This window comes from Nonomuraea sp. NPDC049655 (assembly GCF_044465465.1).
GTDB lineage: Bacteria > Actinomycetota > Actinomycetes > Streptosporangiales > Streptosporangiaceae > Nonomuraea.
This window is the reverse complement of sequence record NZ_JBITLS010000017.1, coordinates 103,390-122,270: the sequence shown is the minus strand read 5'-3', so window position 1 is coordinate 122,270 and position 18,881 is coordinate 103,390. Positions and strand designations below refer to the sequence as shown.

Annotated in this window: 17 protein-coding genes; 5 read left to right on the top strand and 12 right to left on the bottom strand. The window is 72.2% G+C overall.

Annotation, left to right across the window (positions count from 1 at the left end; translation table 11 throughout):
• Positions 1–10 precede the first annotated feature (10 nt).
• The 4 genes from ACIBQ6_RS42940 to ACIBQ6_RS42925 all read right to left on the bottom strand — a co-directional run bounded on the left by ACIBQ6_RS42940 (position 11) and on the right by ACIBQ6_RS42925 (position 6,944).
• Complete coding sequence (locus ACIBQ6_RS42940; RefSeq protein ID WP_397218664.1) at positions 11–2,845, bottom strand: nitrate- and nitrite sensing domain-containing protein; 2,835 nt, start codon at positions 2,843–2,845, stop codon at positions 11–13.
• 225 nt (positions 2,846–3,070) lie between these two features.
• Entirely contained in the window at positions 3,071–5,296 is a 2,226-nt protein-coding gene (locus tag ACIBQ6_RS42935; protein ID WP_397218663.1) for a [protein-PII] uridylyltransferase, read from the bottom strand.
• A complete protein-coding gene (locus tag ACIBQ6_RS42930) occupies positions 5,293–5,631 on the bottom strand; it encodes a P-II family nitrogen regulator (protein ID WP_352321406.1) in 339 nt (112 codons plus the stop codon). The genes ACIBQ6_RS42935 and ACIBQ6_RS42930 overlap by 4 nt, the downstream gene beginning before the upstream one ends.
• The gene (locus ACIBQ6_RS42925; RefSeq protein WP_358283648.1) at positions 5,628–6,944 is read right to left on the bottom strand and encodes an ammonium transporter; all 1,317 of its coding nucleotides are present in this window, start codon (positions 6,942–6,944) and stop codon (positions 5,628–5,630) included. Before ACIBQ6_RS42925 ends, ACIBQ6_RS42930 begins: the two co-directional genes overlap by 4 nt.
• A gap of 192 nt (positions 6,945–7,136) precedes the next feature.
• Between ACIBQ6_RS42925 and ACIBQ6_RS42920 the strand changes: the two genes are divergently transcribed.
• Positions 7,137–8,057, top strand: coding sequence for an ABC transporter substrate-binding protein (locus ACIBQ6_RS42920; RefSeq protein ID WP_397218662.1), 921 nt, complete (start codon positions 7,137–7,139; stop codon positions 8,055–8,057).
• Here the strand turns inward: ACIBQ6_RS42920 and ACIBQ6_RS42915 are convergent.
• Both ACIBQ6_RS42915 and ACIBQ6_RS42910 read right to left on the bottom strand, forming a co-directional pair.
• The gene (locus tag ACIBQ6_RS42915) at positions 8,041–8,805 is read right to left on the bottom strand and encodes an MOSC domain-containing protein (protein ID WP_397218661.1); all 765 of its coding nucleotides are present in this window, start codon (positions 8,803–8,805) and stop codon (positions 8,041–8,043) included. The two genes, ACIBQ6_RS42920 and ACIBQ6_RS42915, sit on opposite strands and share 17 nt — an antisense overlap.
• Positions 8,806–8,815: 10 nt before the next feature.
• Entirely contained in the window at positions 8,816–9,619 is an 804-nt protein-coding gene (locus ACIBQ6_RS42910; protein WP_397218660.1) for an alpha/beta fold hydrolase, read from the bottom strand.
• Positions 9,620–9,698: 79 nt separating this feature from the next.
• Here ACIBQ6_RS42910 and ACIBQ6_RS42905 point away from each other — a divergent pair, with 79 nt between their 5' ends.
• Positions 9,699–10,265, top strand: a complete 567-nt coding sequence (locus tag ACIBQ6_RS42905; protein ID WP_397218659.1) for a TetR/AcrR family transcriptional regulator — start codon at positions 9,699–9,701, stop codon at positions 10,263–10,265.
• Positions 10,266–10,351: 86 nt separating this feature from the next.
• Here the strand turns inward: ACIBQ6_RS42905 and ACIBQ6_RS42900 are convergent, their stop codons facing one another.
• The 5 genes from ACIBQ6_RS42900 to ACIBQ6_RS42880 all read right to left on the bottom strand — a co-directional run bounded on the left by ACIBQ6_RS42900 (position 10,352) and on the right by ACIBQ6_RS42880 (position 15,744).
• Positions 10,352–11,293 (bottom strand): sigma-70 family RNA polymerase sigma factor, encoded by a 942-nt coding sequence (locus ACIBQ6_RS42900; RefSeq protein ID WP_358283634.1) that lies wholly within the window; start codon positions 11,291–11,293, stop codon positions 10,352–10,354.
• A gap of 106 nt (positions 11,294–11,399) precedes the next feature.
• Entirely contained in the window at positions 11,400–12,545 is a 1,146-nt protein-coding gene (hutI, locus tag ACIBQ6_RS42895; RefSeq protein ID WP_397218658.1) for an imidazolonepropionase, read from the bottom strand.
• Positions 12,542–13,864 (bottom strand): formimidoylglutamate deiminase, encoded by a 1,323-nt coding sequence (locus ACIBQ6_RS42890; protein WP_397218657.1) that lies wholly within the window; start codon positions 13,862–13,864, stop codon positions 12,542–12,544. The genes hutI and ACIBQ6_RS42890 overlap by 4 nt, the downstream gene beginning before the upstream one ends.
• A complete protein-coding gene (locus ACIBQ6_RS42885; protein WP_358283627.1) occupies positions 13,855–15,024 on the bottom strand; it encodes an allantoate amidohydrolase in 1,170 nt (389 codons plus the stop codon). Before ACIBQ6_RS42885 ends, ACIBQ6_RS42890 begins: the two co-directional genes overlap by 10 nt.
• Before the next feature lie 33 nt (positions 15,025–15,057).
• Positions 15,058–15,744 carry an SDR family oxidoreductase gene (locus tag ACIBQ6_RS42880; protein WP_397218656.1) on the bottom strand — a complete coding sequence of 229 codons (687 nt, stop codon included), beginning with the start codon at positions 15,742–15,744 and terminating at the stop codon, positions 15,058–15,060.
• A gap of 55 nt (positions 15,745–15,799) precedes the next feature.
• Here ACIBQ6_RS42880 and ACIBQ6_RS42875 point away from each other — a divergent pair, with 55 nt between their 5' ends.
• The 3 genes from ACIBQ6_RS42875 to ACIBQ6_RS42865 are packed head-to-tail and all read left to right on the top strand — an operon-like array spanning position 15,800 to position 18,041.
• Positions 15,800–16,333, top strand: coding sequence for a PadR family transcriptional regulator (locus ACIBQ6_RS42875; protein ID WP_352326833.1), 534 nt, complete (start codon positions 15,800–15,802; stop codon positions 16,331–16,333).
• An 11-nt stretch (positions 16,334–16,344) separates the two neighbouring features.
• Positions 16,345–17,295, top strand: coding sequence for an ATP-binding cassette domain-containing protein (locus tag ACIBQ6_RS42870; protein ID WP_387669264.1), 951 nt, complete (start codon positions 16,345–16,347; stop codon positions 17,293–17,295).
• Complete coding sequence (locus tag ACIBQ6_RS42865; protein WP_364324563.1) at positions 17,292–18,041, top strand: ABC transporter permease; 750 nt, start codon at positions 17,292–17,294, stop codon at positions 18,039–18,041. Before ACIBQ6_RS42870 ends, ACIBQ6_RS42865 begins: the two co-directional genes overlap by 4 nt.
• On the opposite strand, the gene ACIBQ6_RS42860 is transcribed toward ACIBQ6_RS42865, so the two are convergent.
• Positions 18,021–18,854 (bottom strand): MurR/RpiR family transcriptional regulator, encoded by an 834-nt coding sequence (locus ACIBQ6_RS42860; RefSeq protein WP_358283619.1) that lies wholly within the window; start codon positions 18,852–18,854, stop codon positions 18,021–18,023. The two genes, ACIBQ6_RS42865 and ACIBQ6_RS42860, sit on opposite strands and share 21 nt — an antisense overlap.
• Positions 18,855–18,881 lie beyond the last annotated feature (27 nt).

The window sequence follows — 18,881 nt, the reverse complement described above, 5'->3', positions numbered from 1 at the left end:
AGCGGGACGCTTACTCACTCTGTTCCTCCTGTCCACGTACTTCCTGGCGGCCCCGTCGCACACCCTTCTGGTAGCTGGCCATGCGGCTGCGCATCCGGTCGGCAGAGACCGGTGGCGCCGGCGGCGGCGACTGCTGAGCCTGCTGCTGAGCGGGCTGGCTGGCCGTGCCGGGGACCAGATTGGCCTTGGGGGTGCGCTTGGGGAGCCCCGCGGCGGTCACGCCGCCGAGGCTGGGCTCGCTGGCTTTGGCCGCCGCACGCCAACCGGCGTCCGCGGCCGTCTGCCACGCTTCCTCACCAGAGGGTACGGCTTGCGCGGGCCTCGCCTCACCGCCGTTCTCGCCGGACGAGGACGCCTCGGGCGCCGACTCCCCCGGCGGCCTGCGGAACCACGCGGACTCCACCGACGCGAAGATCGGCAGAAACTCCTCCTGCTCCGGCTCCATCGGCGAGACGTCCACCGAGGGCGCCGGATCGGGACGGCGTACGTCGTTCGTCCCGTAGTTCGTCGCGTACGGCGGCGGCGTCGGGAACGTCCCGCCGCTCGCCGGGTACGGCGGGAACGAGCCGGTGCCCGACGACAACGACGGATAGGCCCCGGAGTCGAACGAGGACGGCTGCCGCCGGTAGGAGCCGCCGTCGGTGTCGGCCGTGAAGCCGTTGACCGGACGGCCCGGGTCGGAGTTGAACGCCCCGAGCCCGTGCCTGGGCGCGGGCGGCGGCGGGTTGTCGAAGGACGGCGGCCCGGAGGGAGCGCTGTCGAAGGTCCCCGAGGGCGCCGGGGCCGCCGGGGACGCCGACGGCCCGGTGCCGAACCTGGCCGGGTCGCCCGGAGCCGGCCTGGCCCCGTTCGCCTCGACCGAGTCGAAGCTGCCGAACGACCGGAACGAGCCGTTCGGCGCAGGCGGCGGCACGGTCCCGCCACCGAACGCGGGGCGCTGCGGCAGCGGCTGCTGCATGTTGTCGGCGATCAGCGTGGGCGGCAGCAGCACCATGGCGATCAACCCGGCGCCCTCGCCCTTGCGCAGCTGCACCCGGATGCCGTGGCGCAGCGCCAGCCGGCCGACCACGAACAGGCCCATGCGGCGGGAGACCGACACGTCCACGACGGGCGGCTCGGCCAGGCGGCGGTTGGCCTCGGCCAGCTCCTCCTCGGTCATGCTGATGCCGGAGTCGCTCACCGACAGCAGCGCGCCGCCGCCCTCGATGAGGCTGCTGGAGACCAGGACCTGGGAGTTGCTCGGGGAGAACTGGATCGCGTTCTCGACCAGCTCGGCCACCAGGTGGACGAGGTCGTTGGCGGCGCTGCCCTGCACGGACGTGGCCCGGTGGACCTTGACCTGGACCCGCTCGTAGCCCTCGACCTCCGACAGCGCGGCGCGCACGACGTCGACCAGCTTGGCCGGCTGGCTGCGCCGGCGGGTGGCCTCGTGGCCGGCGAGGACCAGCAGGTTCTCGGAGTTGCGGCGCATGCGGGTGGCCAGGTGGTCGAGCTTGAACAGGTCGGCCAGGCGGCCGCCGTCCTGCTCGCCCTTCTCCAGGCCGTCGATCAGCGAGATCTGCCGCTCGACCAGCGTCTGGGTGCGACGGGAGAGGTTGACGAACATCGAGCTGATGTTGCTGCGGAGCTCGGCCTCCTCACCGGCCAGGCGCACGGCCTGGCGGTGGACCTGGTCGAAGGCCCGCGCGACCTCGCCGATCTCGTCCTGGCCCTCGACCTCGATCGGGCGGACCTCGGTGCTGGCCTCGCCCGAGACGCGCAGCTGGCGGACCACGTCGGGGAGCCGGAAACCGGCGATCTCCAGGGCCTCCGTGCGCAGCCGGCGCAGCGGGCCGACCATCGAACGGGCGATGGCCACGGTCAGCAGCAGCACGATCAGCAGCAGCGCCAGGATCAGCACACCGGCGATGATGGCGTTGCGGATCTCGGCCTCGCGCAGCTCCTGGCTGCGCAGGTTCACCTTGTCGGCGAGGTCCTTCTCGATCTCGTGCAGGACGCCGATCGCGACCTTGTTGTCGTTGAACCACTGCTCGCGGGCGTTGGACCGGGAGGAGATCAGGTTGTCGGCGATCCGCACGCCCGGGGCCCGGCCGCTGGCCAGGGTGACCGCGCGGGCCTTGGTGAGCTGGACGTTGACGTACTCGTTCTTGCCGGTCAGCAGCTTGGACAGCTGCAGGCCGATCTCGACGCCGGCCTCGGCGCCCACGGTGGCGATGTCGCTCTGCTCGCGGGCGTTGGAGGCGATGAACCGCTCGACCTCCTTGGCGTCGACGCGCTCGACGTTGTAGGAGTTCTTCAGCAGCTGCACGCGCTGGCGGGACATCTCCTCCTTGGCCTGCGCGAGCGCGCTCAGGGCGCGGAAGTGGCCGATGATCTGGGAGTCGTCCGACAGCAGCGCGAGCTCGTCGTGCAGCTTGAGCAGGGTGTCGGTCAGGAAGTCGTACCGGATGGTGTCGGCCTGGCCCTCGGCGCGGATCTTGCTCAGCCGGTTGAGGTCGTACTTGGCCTGGCCGGCGGCCTTGACGACGCGTTCGCCGTAGGACTCGTCCATGGTGTCGAGGTCCGCGCGGACGCTGGTGACCAGCTTGTCGACCGCGGCCTTGTACTCGGCGAGTTCGCCGGCCTTCGACTTGCGCAACTTGGGATAGGCGCCGATCCAGCCCCCCGTGTCACGCTCCAGGCCGAGTGCCTGCACCAGGTCCCGGATCCGGCCGGACTGCTCGGCCGCGGTGGCCGTGCGGTCGTAGTCGCCGATGCTCTGGACCGAGCCGACCACACGTGCTCCCCCGAGCACGACGCCGGCGATGGTGGGCACGAGGATGAGCGCCGTCAGACGCCATCTCACGCGCCAGTTCCGCAGGCCGAGGCGAGGCAGCGACCGCTTCCCGCGGTCCCGCCTCGCGGCATGGCCGCTGTCGGAGTTCCCCGTGATCACTGCTTTCGCTACCCCTCAATCGTCCCGTTCAAACGACGGGTGTTCAAGCCGTCCACAAGGTATCCGCAGCATCCGACTTAACAGGCATTTCGGACACAATCGTTACATATGTGACCGACAGTTGTTCACTGTTGGTTATCGCAGTGCGGCCAGCACCTGATCGTGGACTTGAGCTCGCTGCGCGCTGTCGCTGAGGGGGCGACCGGCGCGGTCCACGACATAGAAGACGTCCACCGCCTCCGCGCCGAGAGTCTCCACGCGGGCGGCTCTCACGTCAAGACCGCACTCCCCGAACGCCCGTCCGATGCGCCACAGGAGCCCCGGCCTGTCATGGGCCCTGACTTCCACCACGGTGGCCGTCGCGGAGGCGTCGTCGACCAGTGTCACCCGAGGTGGAGCCACAGGTACCCGCGGCGGCCGCACGGACCTGGTCCGGCGGGCCAGCCGCTGCTCGATGTCAAGACGGCCGGCAAGGACGAGACGGAGGTCGGCCTCCAGGGTGGCGGGGTCGGGCGGCGAGCCGTACTCGGGCACGACGGCGAACTCGATCACCGCCGTGCCGCCCGCCGAGGCGGCCGACGCCGAGCGCACGACCATCCGGTGGGCGGCCAGCACCCCGGCGGCGCTCCACAACAGCCCGGCCCGGTCGGGCGCGACGACGGTGACCGCCCCGCCGTTGACGCGCACCGCGCCGCCGCCGTGCCGGGCCAGCGCCGCCTGCTCGGGCGGGATCGAGGGCGCCCTGGGCGGCGGCGAGCCCGACAACACGGACCTGACGCGGCGCACGAGGTCGGCGACCAGCCCGGCCTTCCAGGCGTTCCACGCGGCCGGCCCGGTCGCGTTGCCGTCGGCGACGGCCAGCGCGGCCAGCAGGTCGAGCACCTCGCGGGAGCCGACCGTGGCGGCGACCTTCTCGATCGTGACCGGGTCGTCGAGGTCTCTGCGGGTGGCGGTCTCGGGCAGCAGCAGGTGGTGGCGTACGACGGTGGCCAGCGTCTCGACGTCGCGGGCGGGCAGCCCCATGCGACGGGCGATGTCGCGGACCACGACCTCGCCCGTCGCCGAATGGTCGCCCGGCCAGCCCTTGCCGATGTCGTGCAGGAGCGCCCCGATCAGCAGCAGGTCGGGACGGGAGACCTCGCGGGCGTGGCCGGCGGCGTTCGCGGCGGCCTCGATCAGGTGCCGGTCGACGGTGAAGCGGTGGATGGGGTTGCGCTGCGGACGGTGCCGTACGCGCTCCCAGTCAGGAAGCAGCTTGACAAGCACGCCCGCCTGGTCGAGCTCCTCCCACACCGGCACGGCGGCCCGTCCGGCGCCGAGGATCGACACCAGCGCGTCGCGCGCCTCCTCCGGCCACGGCACCGGCATCGGAGCCGACTGAGCAGCCAGGACGGACACCGTGGCAGGCGCCAGCGGCAGCCCCGAGCCGGCCGCCGCGGCGGCGGCCCGCAGCACCAGGACGGGGTCCTTGCGCGGGTCGGCGCCCCTGGCGAGCACCACCTCGCCGCCGTGCTCGACCACGCCGTCGGCCAGCGGGCGGCGCCCTCGCGGGACCGGCCCTGACAGCAGCCTGTCAACCGTGCGCCAGGTGGCGTCGAAGGCGTGGGAGACGGTCCGGCCCGCCTCGGCGAGCCGGCGCATGAGGGCCTCGGCGTCCAGCAGGCCGAGCAGCCCGGCCACCGCGTCCTGCTCCTGGAGCACCAGCCGGTCGGCGCCGCGCGCGGTGACGACGTGCAGCGCGTGCCGCACGTCGAGGATGAACTCGTGGGCCTCGCGCGCCCGCGGTCCCGGCGCCGAGGCGACCCACGCCGCCGCCACGGCCTGCATCGCCTGGACGTCGCGCAGCCCGCCGCGGCCGTCCTTGAGGTCGGGTTCGAGCAGGAAGGCCAGCTCGCCGCTGACCTGGGCCCGCCGGTCGGCCGACGCGCGCAGCTCGCCCAGCCGGCGCCGCGAGTCGGCCCGCCACTCGGCCAGCACCGCCTCTCTGGCCCTCCTGGTCAGCTCGGGGTCGCCGGCGACGTGCCTGGCCTGGATGAGGCCGAGCACGGCCTTGAGGTCCTGCCCGGCCACGGCCACGGCCTGCGCCACGGTCCGCACGGAGTGGTCGAGGCCGACGCCGGAGTCCCAGATCGGGTACCAGATGCGCTCGGCGATCCGCGCCACGTCGGCCCGCCCGTCGTGCAGCAGGACCAGGTCCAGGTCGCTGCCGGGGGCCGGCTCGCCGCGGCCGAGGCTGCCGACGGCGACCAGGGAGACCTGGTCGCCGTCGCTCGCCGTCCTGAAGAGGTCCTTGAGCCAGCGGTCGGTGTCCGCGGTCCGCTCCTTGCGGGCCGCGGCGTACGAGCGCGCCTCTCCTCTCACAGGGCCTCCGGCCCTCGCTCTCCGGTGCGTACGCGCACGGCCGTGTCGACGGGCACGGACCAGACCTTGCCGTCGCCGATCTTGCCGGTGTGCGCCGCCTTGACGATGACGTCGATGACGTCCTCGGCGTCGTCCTCCTCGGTCAGCACCTCCAGGCGCACCTTCGGCACCAGGTCCACCTGGTACTCGGCGCCGCGGTAGACCTCGGTGTGGCCGCGCTGGCGGCCGTAGCCGCTGGCCTCGCTGACCGTCATGCCCTTGATGCCGAACTGCTCCAGCGCCGCCTTGACGTCGTCGAGCTTGAACGGCTTGATGATCGCGGTGATGAGCCTCATGCCTCCACCTTCTTGGGAGCCGGTGCCGGGGTGAGCGGACCGTTCGGGGTGGTCACGCCGGAGGCGTAGACCGTGCCGAGGTCGTACCCGGTCTCGGCGTGCGTGGTGACGTCGATGCCGGTGAGCTCGTCCTCGGCGGAGATGCGGAAGCCCATCGTCCTGTCGATGAGCTTGCCGACGATCCAGGTGGCGGCGAACGAGTAGCCGCCGATCGCGACCGGGCCGAGCACCTGCAGCCCGAGCTGGCCGAGGCCGCCGCCGTAGAACAGGCCCTTGCTCTGCTGGTCGAGGAAGGGATAGGCGGCCAGGAAGCCGAGCGAGACGGCGCCGATGACGCCGCCGACCAGGTGCACGCCGACCACGTCGAGCGAGTCGTCGAAGCCCAGCCGGTACTTCAGGCCCACGGCGTAGGCGCAGACCGCCCCGGCGGCCAGGCCGATGACCATCGCGGCCCACGGGTCCACGAAGCCGCAGGCCGGCGTGATGGCGACCAGGCCGGCGACCGCGCCGGAGGCGACGCCGAGGCTGGTGGCGTGGCCGTCGCGCAGCTTCTCCACGACGAGCCAGGCCCCCGCGGCGACCGCCGTGGCGATCTGGGTGTTCATGAACGCCAGCCCGGCGGTGCCGTCCACGGCCAGCTCGGAGCCGGCGTTGAAGCCGAACCAGCCGAACCACAGCAGGCCCGCGCCGAGCAGGACCAGCGTCAGGTTGTGCGGCCGCATCGGCTCCTTGCGCCAGCCCTGGCGCTTGCCGATCACGAGGGCCAGGGCCAGCGCCGCGGCGCCGGCGTTGATGTGCACGACGGTTCCGCCGGCGAAGTCCTCGATGCCCATGGTGTTGAGCCAGCCGGTGCCCCACACCCAGTGGGCGACCGGGAAGTAGACCACGGTGGCCCAGATGACGCTGAACAGGATCCACGCGCCGAACTTCGCCCGGTCCGCGATCGCGCCGCTGATCAGGGCGACGGTGATGATGGCGAACGTCAGCTGGAAGGCCGAGAAGACCAGGCTCGGCATGCCGGTGCCGTCGTCCTTGGTGGCCGTCTCCACCAGGCTCTGCAGGCCCAGGGCGTCGAAACCGCCGACGACGTTGTTCAGCAGCGAGCTGCCGTTGTCGGTGAAGGCGAGCGAGTGCCCGAACAGCACCCAGGCCACGGTGACCGTGATGATGGCGCCGAAGGACATCATCATCATGTTCAGGACGCTCTTGGCCCTGGTCATGCCCCCGTAGAAGAACGCGAGACCCGGAGTCATCAGCAACACCAGCGCGGTGGCCGCGAGCATCCAGGCTGTGGTGCCGCTATCGATCTTCACGACGCGACCCTCCTTACATGTGACGTGTTGCCACAGCGTGTTCGGCCGGGGTTTCGTGGCTCGACCTGCAGTGTTTCGCGGCGGTGAATCTCACCGGCACGGTGTTTCGAGTAGGTTTCGGCCCCTTCACACGCGCCGATCCGGTCATGAGATACTTAGGATTGCCTAACCTAATAGATCAAGGAATCCCTCATGCGTCTCCGGCTTCTGGCCCTGCTCCCCGTCCTCGCCCTGGCCGCCTGCGGCACCTCGACCGGCACGGAGGACGCCGGCCCCACCCGGACCGTCAAGCACGCCATGGGCGAGACCAAGGTGCCGATGACCCCCAAGCGGGTCGTCGTGCTCGACACCGACAAGCTGGACACGATGGTCTCCCTCGGGATGGCCCCCGTCGGCGCGGCCCAGGCGGGCGAGAACCAGACCTGGCCGGAGTACCTCGGCTCGGCGCTGTCGGCCACCAAGCCGGTCGGCACGCTCCAGCAGCCCAACATCGAGGCCATCATGGCCCTCAAGCCGGACCTCATCCTCGGCTCGAAGTTCCGCCAGGCCGCCTTCTACGACAAGCTCAGCAAGATCGCGCCGACGGTGTTCACCGAGAAGGTGGGCGTCACCTGGAAGGAGAACTTCCTGCTGGACGCCGAGGCCCTGGGCAAGAAGGAGCAGGCGTCCGGGCTGCTGTCGGCCTACGAGCAGCGGGCCGAGGCGCTGGGCGGGAAGTTCGGCAAGCTGTCGGTGAGCATCGTGCGCTTCATGCCCACCGAGATCCGCATGTACGGCCCCGAGTCGTTCAGCGGCATCGTGGTCGGCGACGCCGGCGTCCAGCGGCCCGAGGCCCAGCGCCTGGCCGACCAGGACGACAAGCGCTTCGGCAAGCTGAGCCAGGAGAACATCGCCAAGGCCGACGGCGACGTGGTCTTCTACAGCGCCTACGGCGAGGCCGCCGCCAAGTCGCAGGCCACGGTGACCGGCGGCCCGCTGTGGCAGAACCTGGCCGCGGTGAAGGCCGGCCACGCCCACGACGTGGACGACGAGATCTGGATGACCGGCATCGGCGTCACCGCCGCCGGCAAGATCCTCGACGACCTGGAGAAGTACCTCAGCCCGCTGGCCTGACCCGGTCGCCCCGGACGATCCGGCCGGGCCGCAGCACCCGCGCGTAGACGCCCGCGCACGCCTGGAGCCCGGCCTCCAGCACCTGGACCCGGTTGTGCCGGGCCGGCACCCGCAGCGCCTCGGTGTCACGGCCGAGCGCGCCGTGGGCGAGCGTCGGCACCGCGCAGCGCGGGCTGGCCACGATGACCTGGAGCACGACCTCGTCCCCCACGTGCAGCTCGCGCCCCACCCAGTCGTTCTCCACGAAGCCCGCCGCGTCCGTCCTGATGATCAGGTTGGGCCGGTAGCGGAGGGCTTCGACGTGCCCGCGCGGGCTGAGCTCGCCGATGCGGTCGATCGTCGAGGTGGAGATCAGGTGCAGGGGCGCGAAGTCGAAGAAGGTGCCCGCCGGCGAGGCCCCGCCGAGCGTGCCTGCCGTGTACGGCACCTCCGCCTCGATGCCCTCGGCCAGCACCCGCTCGGGCACCGACCGCTCCAGCTCGGCACCCTCCGGCGGCACGTCGATCAGCCGCACCTCGCGGCCGAGCAGCTTCGACAGCTCCTCGTCGCCCGGCGCGCGGGCGCCTTCGACGGTCAGCAGGTCGCGCCAGAGCCGCGGGTTCTTGGCGCTGGCGATCTTCCCCGTGGCGACGTCGAGCACCGCCCGGGCCCGGTCGCCCGCCAGGCCGCGCTCGGTCACCTCGCTCTCGGCGACCTCCTCGCCCAGCATCGACTTCACCGGATAGCGGCGCAACGTCTCGACATGCATGATCGAGAGCTTAGGCCCGGCCCCAGAAGCGGCGCAGGTGGGGGACCAGCTCGGCGGCGCGCTCGTCGGGGAAGAACAGCCGGCCGCCGTCGATCTCCACGACCTCCCGCACGCCGGGGATCGTGTCGCGCAGCCAGCGGGCCCAGCTCACGTCGAAGAACACGTCGCCGGTGCCCCACACGACCAGCGTCGGCACGGTGAGCACGGTGAGCTGCGGCTCGATGGCGACCATGTCCGCGGCGTCGATCGAGGCCAGCAGGCGTTCGAAGGCGCGGCCGCCGTCCGGCCTGGCCAGGATCGGGCGCAGGTAGGCGTCCACCAGCGCGGCGGGGTCGTCGATGTGCTCGTAGCCGGCGCCCAGGGCTGTTTTGGCCAGCAGCTCGGGGTGGTCCAGCACGGCGGCCACCAGCCCGGCCAGCTCGCCCCTCGCGGCCAGCTCCACGGTGTCCTTGAACGCCTCCGGCGGGGTGTTGGTGTGCACGTCGCAGTTGGTGAGGGTGAGCGAGCGCAGGCGCCGGGGGTGGCGGACCGCGAAGACCTGGGCGACGGCGCCGCCGGTGTCGTTGGCCACGAGGTCCACCTCGTCCAGGCCGAGCCCGGCGCACAGCTCCTCCACGGCCTCGGCCAGCGCGGGGATGGACAGATCTTGGCGCGGCTCGCTGCCGCCGTGCGCGGGCAGGTCCAGGGCCACGCAGCGACGCTCGTCGCGCAGCTCGGCGATGACGTTGCGCCACAGGTACGAGCTGGTGCCCACCCCGTGCACGAACAGGGTCACCGGGCCCTGGCCCACGTCCACGTAGTTGATGCCGTCCATGCCGGGTCCCTCTCGATTACAGACCGACTGTCGGTCTAGGAAATTACCGACCGTTGGTCGGTTTGTCTAGAGTGAGGGCATGAACCTCAAGGCGGAGCGCGGCGCGGCCACCCGCGACAAGGTCCTGGCCATCGCCACGCGGCTGTTCGCCGAACGGGGCTACGACGACACGTCGATCGAGGCCGTGCTCCAGGAGTCGGGGCTGAGCCGCGGGGCCCTCTACCACCACTACGCGGGCAAGGACGCGCTGTTCGAGGCGGTGCTGGAGGCCACGGAGTCGGCCATCGGCGTCAAGATCGCCAAGGCGGTGCGCGGCATCGCCGACCCGGCGGCGGCGCTCCTGGCGGGCGTGCTGGCCTGGGTCAGGCTGGCGGGCGATCCGGTGATCCGGCGCATCGTGCTCATCGACGCGCCCGCGGTGCTGGGCTGGGAGAGCTGGCGGGCGATGGAGGAGCGGTACTCCTTCGGCATGCTGAAGGCGGCCCTGCAGGCGACCGGCGCGGTCCCCGACGGCTTCGTCGACCTGCACGCCCACATGCTGCTGGCCGCCGTCAACGAGAGCGCCCTGCTGGTCGCCAGGGGCGGCGACACGGCGACGGCGGAGGCCGCCGTGGAGGAGTTCCTGCGCCGCGTCCTCAAGCCGTAGCAGGCGCTCAGGCGCTGCGGCACGGCCACGGAAACGGCGGCGCCGCCCGGAAGGCCGGGCGGCGGGGCCGGAAACGCGGAGAAAGGTCAGGCGGCGGCGTTGGCCATGCGGCGCAGCCGGGCCAGGGCGTCGCGCTCGATGCGGCGGGCCCGGTCGCGGCCGATGCCGTAGCGCTCCCCCACCTCGGTCAGCGTGTGCTCGCGCCCGTCGAGCAGCCCGTAGCGCCAGCGCAGCATCTCGCTGGTGTCGCCCTCCAGGCCGGTGAGCCACTGGTCGAGCCGCTCGCGCTCAAGGATGTCGATGGCCTGCTGCTCGGGATCGGCCCACGTCTCGTCGGCGATCATGTCACCGAGCTCGGTCTCGTCCTCGTCACCCACGCCGAGCTGCAACGACACCGGGTCGGACGCCCAGCGGCGCAGCTCGCGCACCCGCTCGATCGGCAGGTCGAGGATCTCGGCGAGGTCGCCGTCGGTCGGCTCGGCGTCGAACTCGGCCAGCATGTCGCGGCGCACCCGCATCAGCCGGGTCATCTGCTCGCCGGCGTGCGTCGGCAGCCGGACCGGACGGGCCTGCTCGTGGATGGCCCGTCCGACCGACTGCCTGATCCACCAGGTCGCGTAGGTGGAGAACTTGTACCCCCGGCGGTAGTCGAACTTCTCGACCGCTCGAACCAGGCCCAGGTTCCCCTCCTGGACCAGGTCGATGAGCGGCATCCCCCGGCCCGAGTACTTCCGGGCCACCGCCACCACCAGGCGCAGGTTGGCCTGGATGAACTCGTCCTTCGCGCGCTGGCCGGAGACGGCCAGGCGCTCCAGCTCCTCGTCCGCCGCGTCCCCGATGCGCGGCTCGGAGCCTCCGCTGTCAAGAAGCTGCTCGGCGAACAGGCCCGCCTCGATCCGTTTGGCGAGCTCCACCTCTTCCTCCGCCGTGAGCAGCGGGACCCGGCCGATCTCGGCCAGATACGTCCCCAGCAGGTCGCGGTCAGCGACGTGCTGCTCCTGCGTGCGACTCCCCGTAGGCCTTGCCATCCCCTGGCACCTCGTTCCGCAGCTGCGTCCTATATCCGGCCAACGTCCGGCCGGAAGCAAAGATTCCCTAAACAGCTACGCCAGAGGGAGGGTCTTGGACGTCCTCCTAAAGGAGGAGACCGGCCTGAAACACCTGGTGGACAAGGGGAACACCGGGTCGGTACGCCAGGTGGACATAGGAGGGGGCGTCGAGCACGACCAGGTCGGCGCGGGCTCCCCGACGCAGCCAGCCTACGTCCGTGCGGCGCAGCGCGCGGGCCCCGCCGTACGTGGCCGCGCGCACCGCCTCCAGCGGCGTCATCCCCATCTCGCGCACCGCCAGCGCCACGCAGAACGGCATCGACGAGGTGAACGACGAGCCCGGGTTGCAGTCGGTGGCCAGCGCGACCGTGACGCCCGCGTCGATGAGCCGCCGCGCGTCGGGATAGGGCGAGCGGGTGGAGAACTCGGCCCCCGGCAGCAGTGTCGCCACCGTCCCGCTCGACGCGAGTGCGTCGACGTCGGCGGCCGACAGGTGGGTGCAGTGGTCGGCCGAGGCCGCGCCCAGCTCGCAGGCGATGCGCACGCCGGGCCCCTCGGTGAGCTGGTTGGCGTGCACCCGGGGCTGGAGCCCGGCCTTGATCCCGGCGTTCAGGATCTCCCTGGTCTGGTCGCCGTCGAACGCGCCGCGCTCGCAGAAGACGTCCACCCATTTGGCGTAGGGGGCGCAGGCGTCGAGCATCTCGCCCGTCACCAGCCGGACGTAGTCGTCGGCGTCGGCGCCCTCGGGGACGACGTGCGCGCCCAGGTAGGTCGTCTCGTCGGTGAGGGTGGTGGCGATCTCCAGCGAGCGGCGCTCGTGCTCAGCGGACAGGCCGTAGCCGCTCTTGATCTCCACGGTGGTGGTGCCCTGGGCGAGCATCTCCTCCACCAGGGCGCGGGCGTGCGTGGCCAGGTCGGCGTCGCTCGCCGCGCGGGTGGCGGCGACGGTCGTCCTGATGCCCCCGCCGGTGTACGGCTGCCCCGACATGCGGGCCTGGAACTCGGCCGTACGGTCGCCGGCGAACACCAGGTGGGCGTGGCTGTCCACGAACCCGGGCAGCACGGCCCGGCCGCCGGCGTGCAGGCGCTCGTCGGCGTCGGGCGCCTGGGCGGCGGGGCCGACCCAGGCCACCAGGCCGTTTTCGACGACCAGCGCCGCGTCGGTGATCTCCTCGCGCTCGGGGTCGCCGGTGTAGAGCAGCCCGATCCCGTCGATCAGCGTGGTGGTCATCGCACCTTTCCTATCGCCTCGGAGAGCATGTGCCCGACGTCGCCGAGCTCGTGGCGGCCCTGCGCGACCACCCTGCGGCCGCCGGAGACCACCGAGTGCACGTCGGAGGCCGTGGCCGCGAACACCACGGCCTCCAGGCCGCCGATGCCCGCCGTGCGCACCGAGTCGAGCCGGACCGACACCAGGTCGGCCCACGCCCCGGGGATGAGCCGGCCGGCGTCGGCGAAGCCGAGCGAGGTGTGCCCGGCGCCCGTGGCGGCGGTGAGCAGGTCGGCGGCGCTCCAGTGGCCGCGCCGCTCGCTGGTCAGCCGCTCGTCGAGCTCGACCGCGCGGGCCTCCTCGAACAGGTCGATCACGGCGTGGCCGTCGGAGCCGAGCGTGATCGGGGTGCCGCGGTCGGCCGCCGCCCTGGCCGGGCCGACGCCGTCGGCGAGGTCGCGCTCGGTGGTGGGGCACATGCAGATGTACGTGCCCGACTGGCCGAGCAGCTCCACGTCGGAGTCGGTCAGATGGGTGGCGTGCACCGCGGTCGAACGCGGGCCCAGCACGCCGCGCTCGTGCAGGATCTGGACCGGCGTGGCGGCGTACGTCTCGGCGCAGGCCGCGTTCTCGGCGCGCTGCTCGGAGACGTGCGCGTGCAGCGGGGCGCCGTGCCGGTGGGAGAACTCGGCCACCACCGGCATCTGCTCGGGCGGCACCGCGCGCACGGAGTGGACGGCGGCCCCGATCTCCACGTCGTGCTGCCCCTCGTAGGCGGCGGCCAGCTCGTCGGCCCTGGCCGCCCAGCCGTCGGCGCTGCCGTCGCTGAAGCGCAACTGCGTGCCCGACAGCGGCACGCCGATGCCGCCGGACAGGTAGCAGGTGTCGAGCAGCGTGATGCGCAGCCCGGCCTCGCGCGCGGCCTGGACGAGCGCGTGGCTCATCACGTTCCTGTCCTCGTACGGGCGGCCGCCGGGGCCGTGGTGCAGGTAGTGGAACTCGCCCACGCAGGTCACCCCGGCCAGCGCCATCTCGGCGTAGACGGCCCTGGCGAGCTGGAAGTAGGTGTCGGGGTCGAGCTTGCCCGCGACCTCGTACATCTGGTCGCGCCAGGTCCAGAAGTCGCCCTTGCCGCGCTGGGTGGCGCCGCGCAGGGCCCGGTGGAAGGCGTGGGAATGGGCGTTGGCCAGGCCGGGGATGGTCAGGCCGGGCAGCCGCTCGGCCGAGCCGGGCTCACCCCGCCCGATCCGGGCGATCCGGGCGCCCTCGACCTCGATGAGGACGCCGTGGGCGACCCCGTCGGGCAACCAGGCCTGCTCGCACCAGTAGGTCAGCGACACAGATCCTCCAGCACGTCCGCGAGTGCCACCACTCCCGCATGGCAGTCTGCCTGGTCGGCGTGCTCCTCGGGGGAATGGGACACGCCGGTGGGGTTGCGTACGAACAACATCGCGCTCGGGACGCCCGCCGTGGCGAGGATTCCGGCGTCGTGGCCCGCTCCGGTCGGCAGGATCGGCGCGGGCGTGTCGCCGCCGGCCACGCGGGCCAGCCGGTCCCTCAGCGCCGCGCCGAAGGCGACCTCGGGGGTCCACGACTCCTCACGCACGTCCGCGCCGGCCCCCGCGGACAGCTCCTCGACCAGGGCGCGGACCGCGGGCTCGGCCGGGCCTCGGGCGTCCAGCCAGGCCGTGACCAGGCCGGGGACGGCGTTGGCGTTGCCGGGCGAGACGCGGGTCTTACCGACCGTGGCCACCACGTCGTGCCGCTCGGCCGCCTCGCGGGCGGCCAGCACCAGGCGGGCGAAGGGCAGCATCGGGTCGTCGCGGTCGGCCAGCCGGGTGGTGCCCGCGTGGTCGGCCCTGCCGTGGAAGTCGAACCGCCACCGGCCGTGCGGCCAGATGGCGCTGGCCACGCCCACCGGGCGGCCCTCGTGCACCAGGCCGCGGCCCTGCTCGACGTGGAGCTCGACGAACGTGCCGACGGTGGCCAGGGTCTCGGCGTCGTGGCCCACGTCCGCCGGCTTGCGGCCGGCCCGCGTCATGACGTCGGCCAGCGTGTCGCCGTCGTCGTCGGTGAGCGCGAGCGCGCGTTCCGGCGTCAGCGCGCCGGTGAGCAGCCGGGAGCCCATGCACGGCACGCCGAACCTGGCGCCCTCCTCGTCGGTGAAGCAGGCGACGCCGATCGGCCGGCCCGGCGTGACCTGCCGTTCGCGCAGCAGGTCGAGGGCGGCGAAGGCGGACACCACGCCGAGCGGGCCGTCGTAGGCGCCGCCGTGGCGCACGGAGTCGAGGTGGCTGCCGGTGACCACGCCGGGCCGGCGCGACGGGTCGCCCCACCAGGCCCAGAGGTTGCCGTTGCGGTCTTCCCGCAGGTCGAGCCCGCGGCGCGCGGCCTCGCCCGCGAACCACCCGCGTAGCTCCATGTCGGCGGCCGACCAGGCGTCTCTCACGTATCCGCCGGAGCGGGGATCTCGTCCTATGTGCGCGAGTGGTTCAAGCATGGGTCCACTGTAGTGAATGGATTCATTCAGATGTCAGTTGGCCGGGCCCGCACTCGGTCTGATGGTCAGTTCGGTGAGGTGGGCGTCGGGTCCGGCGTTGATCGTGGCGAGCACGGCCCGCGCGACGGTCTCCGGGGTGAGGTACTTGTCCGGTTCGTACGCGCCGCCCTCCTGGGCGCGCACGCCGCGCTGCATGTCGGTGGCCACCCGGCCCGGGTAGACGGTGGTGACCCGCAGCTCGGGCTCCTCCAGGCGCAGCGCGTCGGCGAAGGCGCGCAGGGCGAACTTGCTGGCCGCGTACGAAGCCCACTCGGGGTTGGCCCGCTGCCCCGCCCCTGAGTTCACGCAGACGACGTGCCCCCGGGCGCGGCGCAGCGCGGGCAGCAGCAGCCGGGTCAGCTCGGCGACCGCGACGACGTTGAGCTCCATGGTCGTGCGCCAGTTGCCGGCGGGCTGGTCGGCGATCCGGCCGAGCAGGGCGATCCCGGCGCTGTGCACGAGCACGTCGAGCCGCTCGACGCCGTCGACGTCGGCCTCGGTGAGCCGGGTCAGCTCGACGGGCCAGGGCCGGGCGTCCGGCAGCTCGGCCGCCAGCCTGGCGAGCGCGGACTCGTCCCTGCCGCCGAGGATGACGTGATGCGTGGAGCCCAGCGCCCGCGCCACGGCCTCGCCCACACCACGGGAAGCGCCGGTGACCAGCGCAGTCGGTCGTTCAGTCATGGGGCCGAGTTTATGACCTTGACGGTCATACAAATTTGAGTACAAACTTGAGCACATGTCGGCGTCCACGCGCATCCTGATCCTCGGTTCCCTGCTCGACGGCCCCATGAACGGCTACGGCGTACGCCGCCGGCTGGAGATGATGGGCGCCGACACCTGGGCCAACGTCGCCTTCGGCTCGATCTACCACGGCCTGGGCAAGATGGCCGACGAGGGGCTGCTCGCGGTCGTCGAGGCCGGCAAGGGCGGCAAGGTCGTCTACGAGCTGACCGAGGCCGGCCGCTACGAGTTCCACCGGCTGCTCATGCACAGCTGGTCCGAGGTGAGACCCGTCGTCGACCCCTTCCAGGTCGCGCTGACGTTCATGCACCGGATGAAAAAGCAGGAGATTCTCGACGCCCTGCATGGCAGGATTCGGCAACTGCGACTGAACATCGAGACCATCGACCACGCGTACGGCACCAAGCAGCGCTACGGCGAACCCCGCCACCTCGACGAGAACCTCCGCCTGACCCAAGCCATGCTCCAGGCCCAGCTCGACTGGGTCGAAGGCGCGATCGGCCGGGTCGAGAAGGACGAACTGCCCTGAGGAGAAAAATGATCATTGAGGCACGTGAGTTACGCAAGACGTTCACCACCAGGAGCCGCAAGGGCTCGCAGACCGTCGAGGCCGTGCGCGGCATCGACCTCGACGTCGAGAAGGGCGAGATCTTCGGCGTGCTCGGCCCCAACGGCGCCGGCAAGACCACGACGATCCGCATGCTGGCCACGCTGATCACGCCCGACTCCGGCACCGCCGTCGTCGCCGGCCACGACCTGCGCAAGGAGCCCGAGGCCGTGCGCCGCAGGCTCGGCTACGTCAGCCAGGCGGGCGGCGTGGAGGACACCACGAGCGCCCGCGCCCAGATCATGATGGCCGCGAAGATCCACGGCGTGGCCGACCCGAAGCAGGCCACGGCCGACGTGCTCGACCGCTTCGACCTCGCCGAGATGGCCGACCGGCCCGGCCGCACGCTCTCCGGCGGCCAGAAACGGCGGGTGGCCATCGCGCTGGGGCTGGTGCACGCCCCGCCGCTGCTCTTCCTCGACGAGCCCACCACCGGCCTCGACCCGCAGAACCGCGCCAATCTCTGGGACCGCATCAGGCAGCTCCGCGAGGCCGGCACGAGCGTGCTGCTCAGCACCCACTACCTCGACGAGGCCGACGCGCTCTGCGACCGGCTGGTGATCGTCGACCACGGGCGGATCGTGGCCGAGGGCACGCCCGGCGAGCTCAAGCGCGAGGTCTCCGGCGACGTCGTCACGCTGCGGCTGGCCGAGCCCGAGCGGGCCGCCGAGGCGCTGCGGCCCCTGGCCCGCGAGGTCCGCCTGGACGAGGACGCCCTGCGCGTCTACGTCGACGACGGCGAGCACACCCTGCCCGCGCTGCTGCGCGTCCTTGAGGAGCAGGGCATCGGCCTGCGCTCGATCGCGCTCGACCGCTCCACCCTCGACGACGTCTTCCTGGCCAAGACCGGCCGGTCCCTGCGCGACACCGGAGCCGCCGCATGATCCGCCACATCGCCCTGTTCACCGGCTACGAGCTGAAGAAGTCCTTCAGCAACCCCGTCTGGCCGCTGTTCGGCATCCTGCAGCCGGTGCTCTACCTGCTGATGTTCGCGCCGCTGCTCAAGGACCTGACGCCGGGCCGCAGCACGGTCGACGCCCTGCGCATGTTCACGCCCGCGTCGATGATGATGATCGCCGTGTTCGGCTCGCTGTTCTCCGGGTTCGGCCTGATCGCCGAGCTGCGCAACGGCTCGCTCGAACGGTACGCCGTCAGCCCCGCCTGGCGGCCGGCCATCGTGCTCGGGCGGGTGGCCAAGGACATGGTCGTGCTGGTGTGCCAGGCGGTCCTGGTGCTGGTCGTGGCCGTGGCCATGGGCGTGCGCATCGGCGGCGTCGAGCTGGTGCTGGTGCTGGCGCTCATGGCGGCCACCGGGCTGTTCGCCTCCGGGCTGTCGCAGGGGCTGGCGCTGACCGTGCGCGACGAGAACGGCATGTCGCAGACGCTCAACCTGTTCATGCTGCCGATCATGCTGCTGGCCGGGCTGTTCATCCCGATCGCGTTCGCGCCCGGCTGGATGCGGGCGATCGCGCCGGTCAACCCGCTCTACCACGCGGTCGAGGCCGGGCGGGCGCTGTTCGCCGGACGGCTGGACGACTCGTCGATCCCGATCGCCTTCGCGCTGTTCATCGTGCTCGCGGTGCTCACGACGCTCTGGTCGACGCGGTCGCTACGCAGGATCGCCGGGTAGGAACGTGCCGGCCTCGTCGGTCATCCGCTCGTACTCCTCCAGCCTGGCCCTGGTACGCAGCGGCGCGGCGTCGGCCATGGCCTCGACCAGGGCCATGGCCAGGGCCAGGGGGGCCGCGTGGGAGTCGAACACCAGGCGGTCCCCGACCGGGCCGTCGAGCACGACCTCGGCCGGGAAGTCCGCTTTGTCGGTGATGGCGGCGACGCGCAGGCCGAGCTTCCCGGCGTACTCCAGCGCCTGCACGACCTCGGCGGGATAACGCGGGAGCACCACCGCCACCACCCACTCCGCGCCCGCCCGCCGCGCCGCGTGCAGCCCCTCGACCAGCTCGGAGCCGCCGTGGGTGAGCAGGCGCACGTCGGGGTGGATGCGCCTGGCGTAGTAGGCGAAGGTGGTGGCCAGGCCGCAGGAGACCCGCAGGCCCAGCACCGGCAGCGGCTCGGTGGCGGCGAGCTGCTCGCCCAGCTCCTTGAGCGGGAGGGCGGCCAGCCGCTCGCGGACCGCGGCGAGGTTGCGGATCTCGCTGTCGATCGCGTTGCGCAGCAGGCTCTCCTGGGGCGCGACCACGCCGCCGCCGAGCACCAGCGGGCGCAGCGCCTGGCGCAGCTCGGGATAGCCGGCGAAGCCGAGCACCATGGCGAACCTGGTCACCGACGGCTGGCTGACCCCGGCCCGCTCGGCCAGCTCGACGCTGGACAGGAAGATCGCCTCGTCGAGGTGCTCGCCCAGGTAATGGGCGATCCTGCGCTGCACCGGCGACAACCTCCGGCCGTCGAGCAGCACGCCGAGCCCACCGTGATATCCGTCAGCCACGCCACCTCCAACACTCCGCCACCGGCA

Coding starts and splice junctions, on each gene's coding strand:
- ACIBQ6_RS42930 (WP_352321406.1), bottom strand. CDS start 5,631: ATGAGGCTCATCACCGCGATCATCAAGCCGTTCAAGCTCGACGACGTC.
- ACIBQ6_RS42920 (WP_397218662.1), top strand. CDS start 7,137: ATGCGTCTCCGGCTTCTGGCCCTGCTCCCCGTCCTCGCCCTGGCCGCC.
- ACIBQ6_RS42915 (WP_397218661.1), bottom strand. CDS start 8,805: ATGCATGTCGAGACGTTGCGCCGCTATCCGGTGAAGTCGATGCTGGGC.
- ACIBQ6_RS42910 (WP_397218660.1), bottom strand. CDS start 9,619: ATGGACGGCATCAACTACGTGGACGTGGGCCAGGGCCCGGTGACCCTG.
- ACIBQ6_RS42905 (WP_397218659.1), top strand. CDS start 9,699: ATGAACCTCAAGGCGGAGCGCGGCGCGGCCACCCGCGACAAGGTCCTG.
- ACIBQ6_RS42900 (WP_358283634.1), bottom strand. CDS start 11,293: ATGGCAAGGCCTACGGGGAGTCGCACGCAGGAGCAGCACGTCGCTGAC.
- hutI (WP_397218658.1), bottom strand. CDS start 12,545: ATGACCACCACGCTGATCGACGGGATCGGGCTGCTCTACACCGGCGAC.
- ACIBQ6_RS42885 (WP_358283627.1), bottom strand. CDS start 15,024: ATGCTTGAACCACTCGCGCACATAGGACGAGATCCCCGCTCCGGCGGA.
- ACIBQ6_RS42880 (WP_397218656.1), bottom strand. CDS start 15,744: ATGACTGAACGACCGACTGCGCTGGTCACCGGCGCTTCCCGTGGTGTG.
- ACIBQ6_RS42875 (WP_352326833.1), top strand. CDS start 15,800: ATGTCGGCGTCCACGCGCATCCTGATCCTCGGTTCCCTGCTCGACGGC.
- ACIBQ6_RS42865 (WP_364324563.1), top strand. CDS start 17,292: ATGATCCGCCACATCGCCCTGTTCACCGGCTACGAGCTGAAGAAGTCC.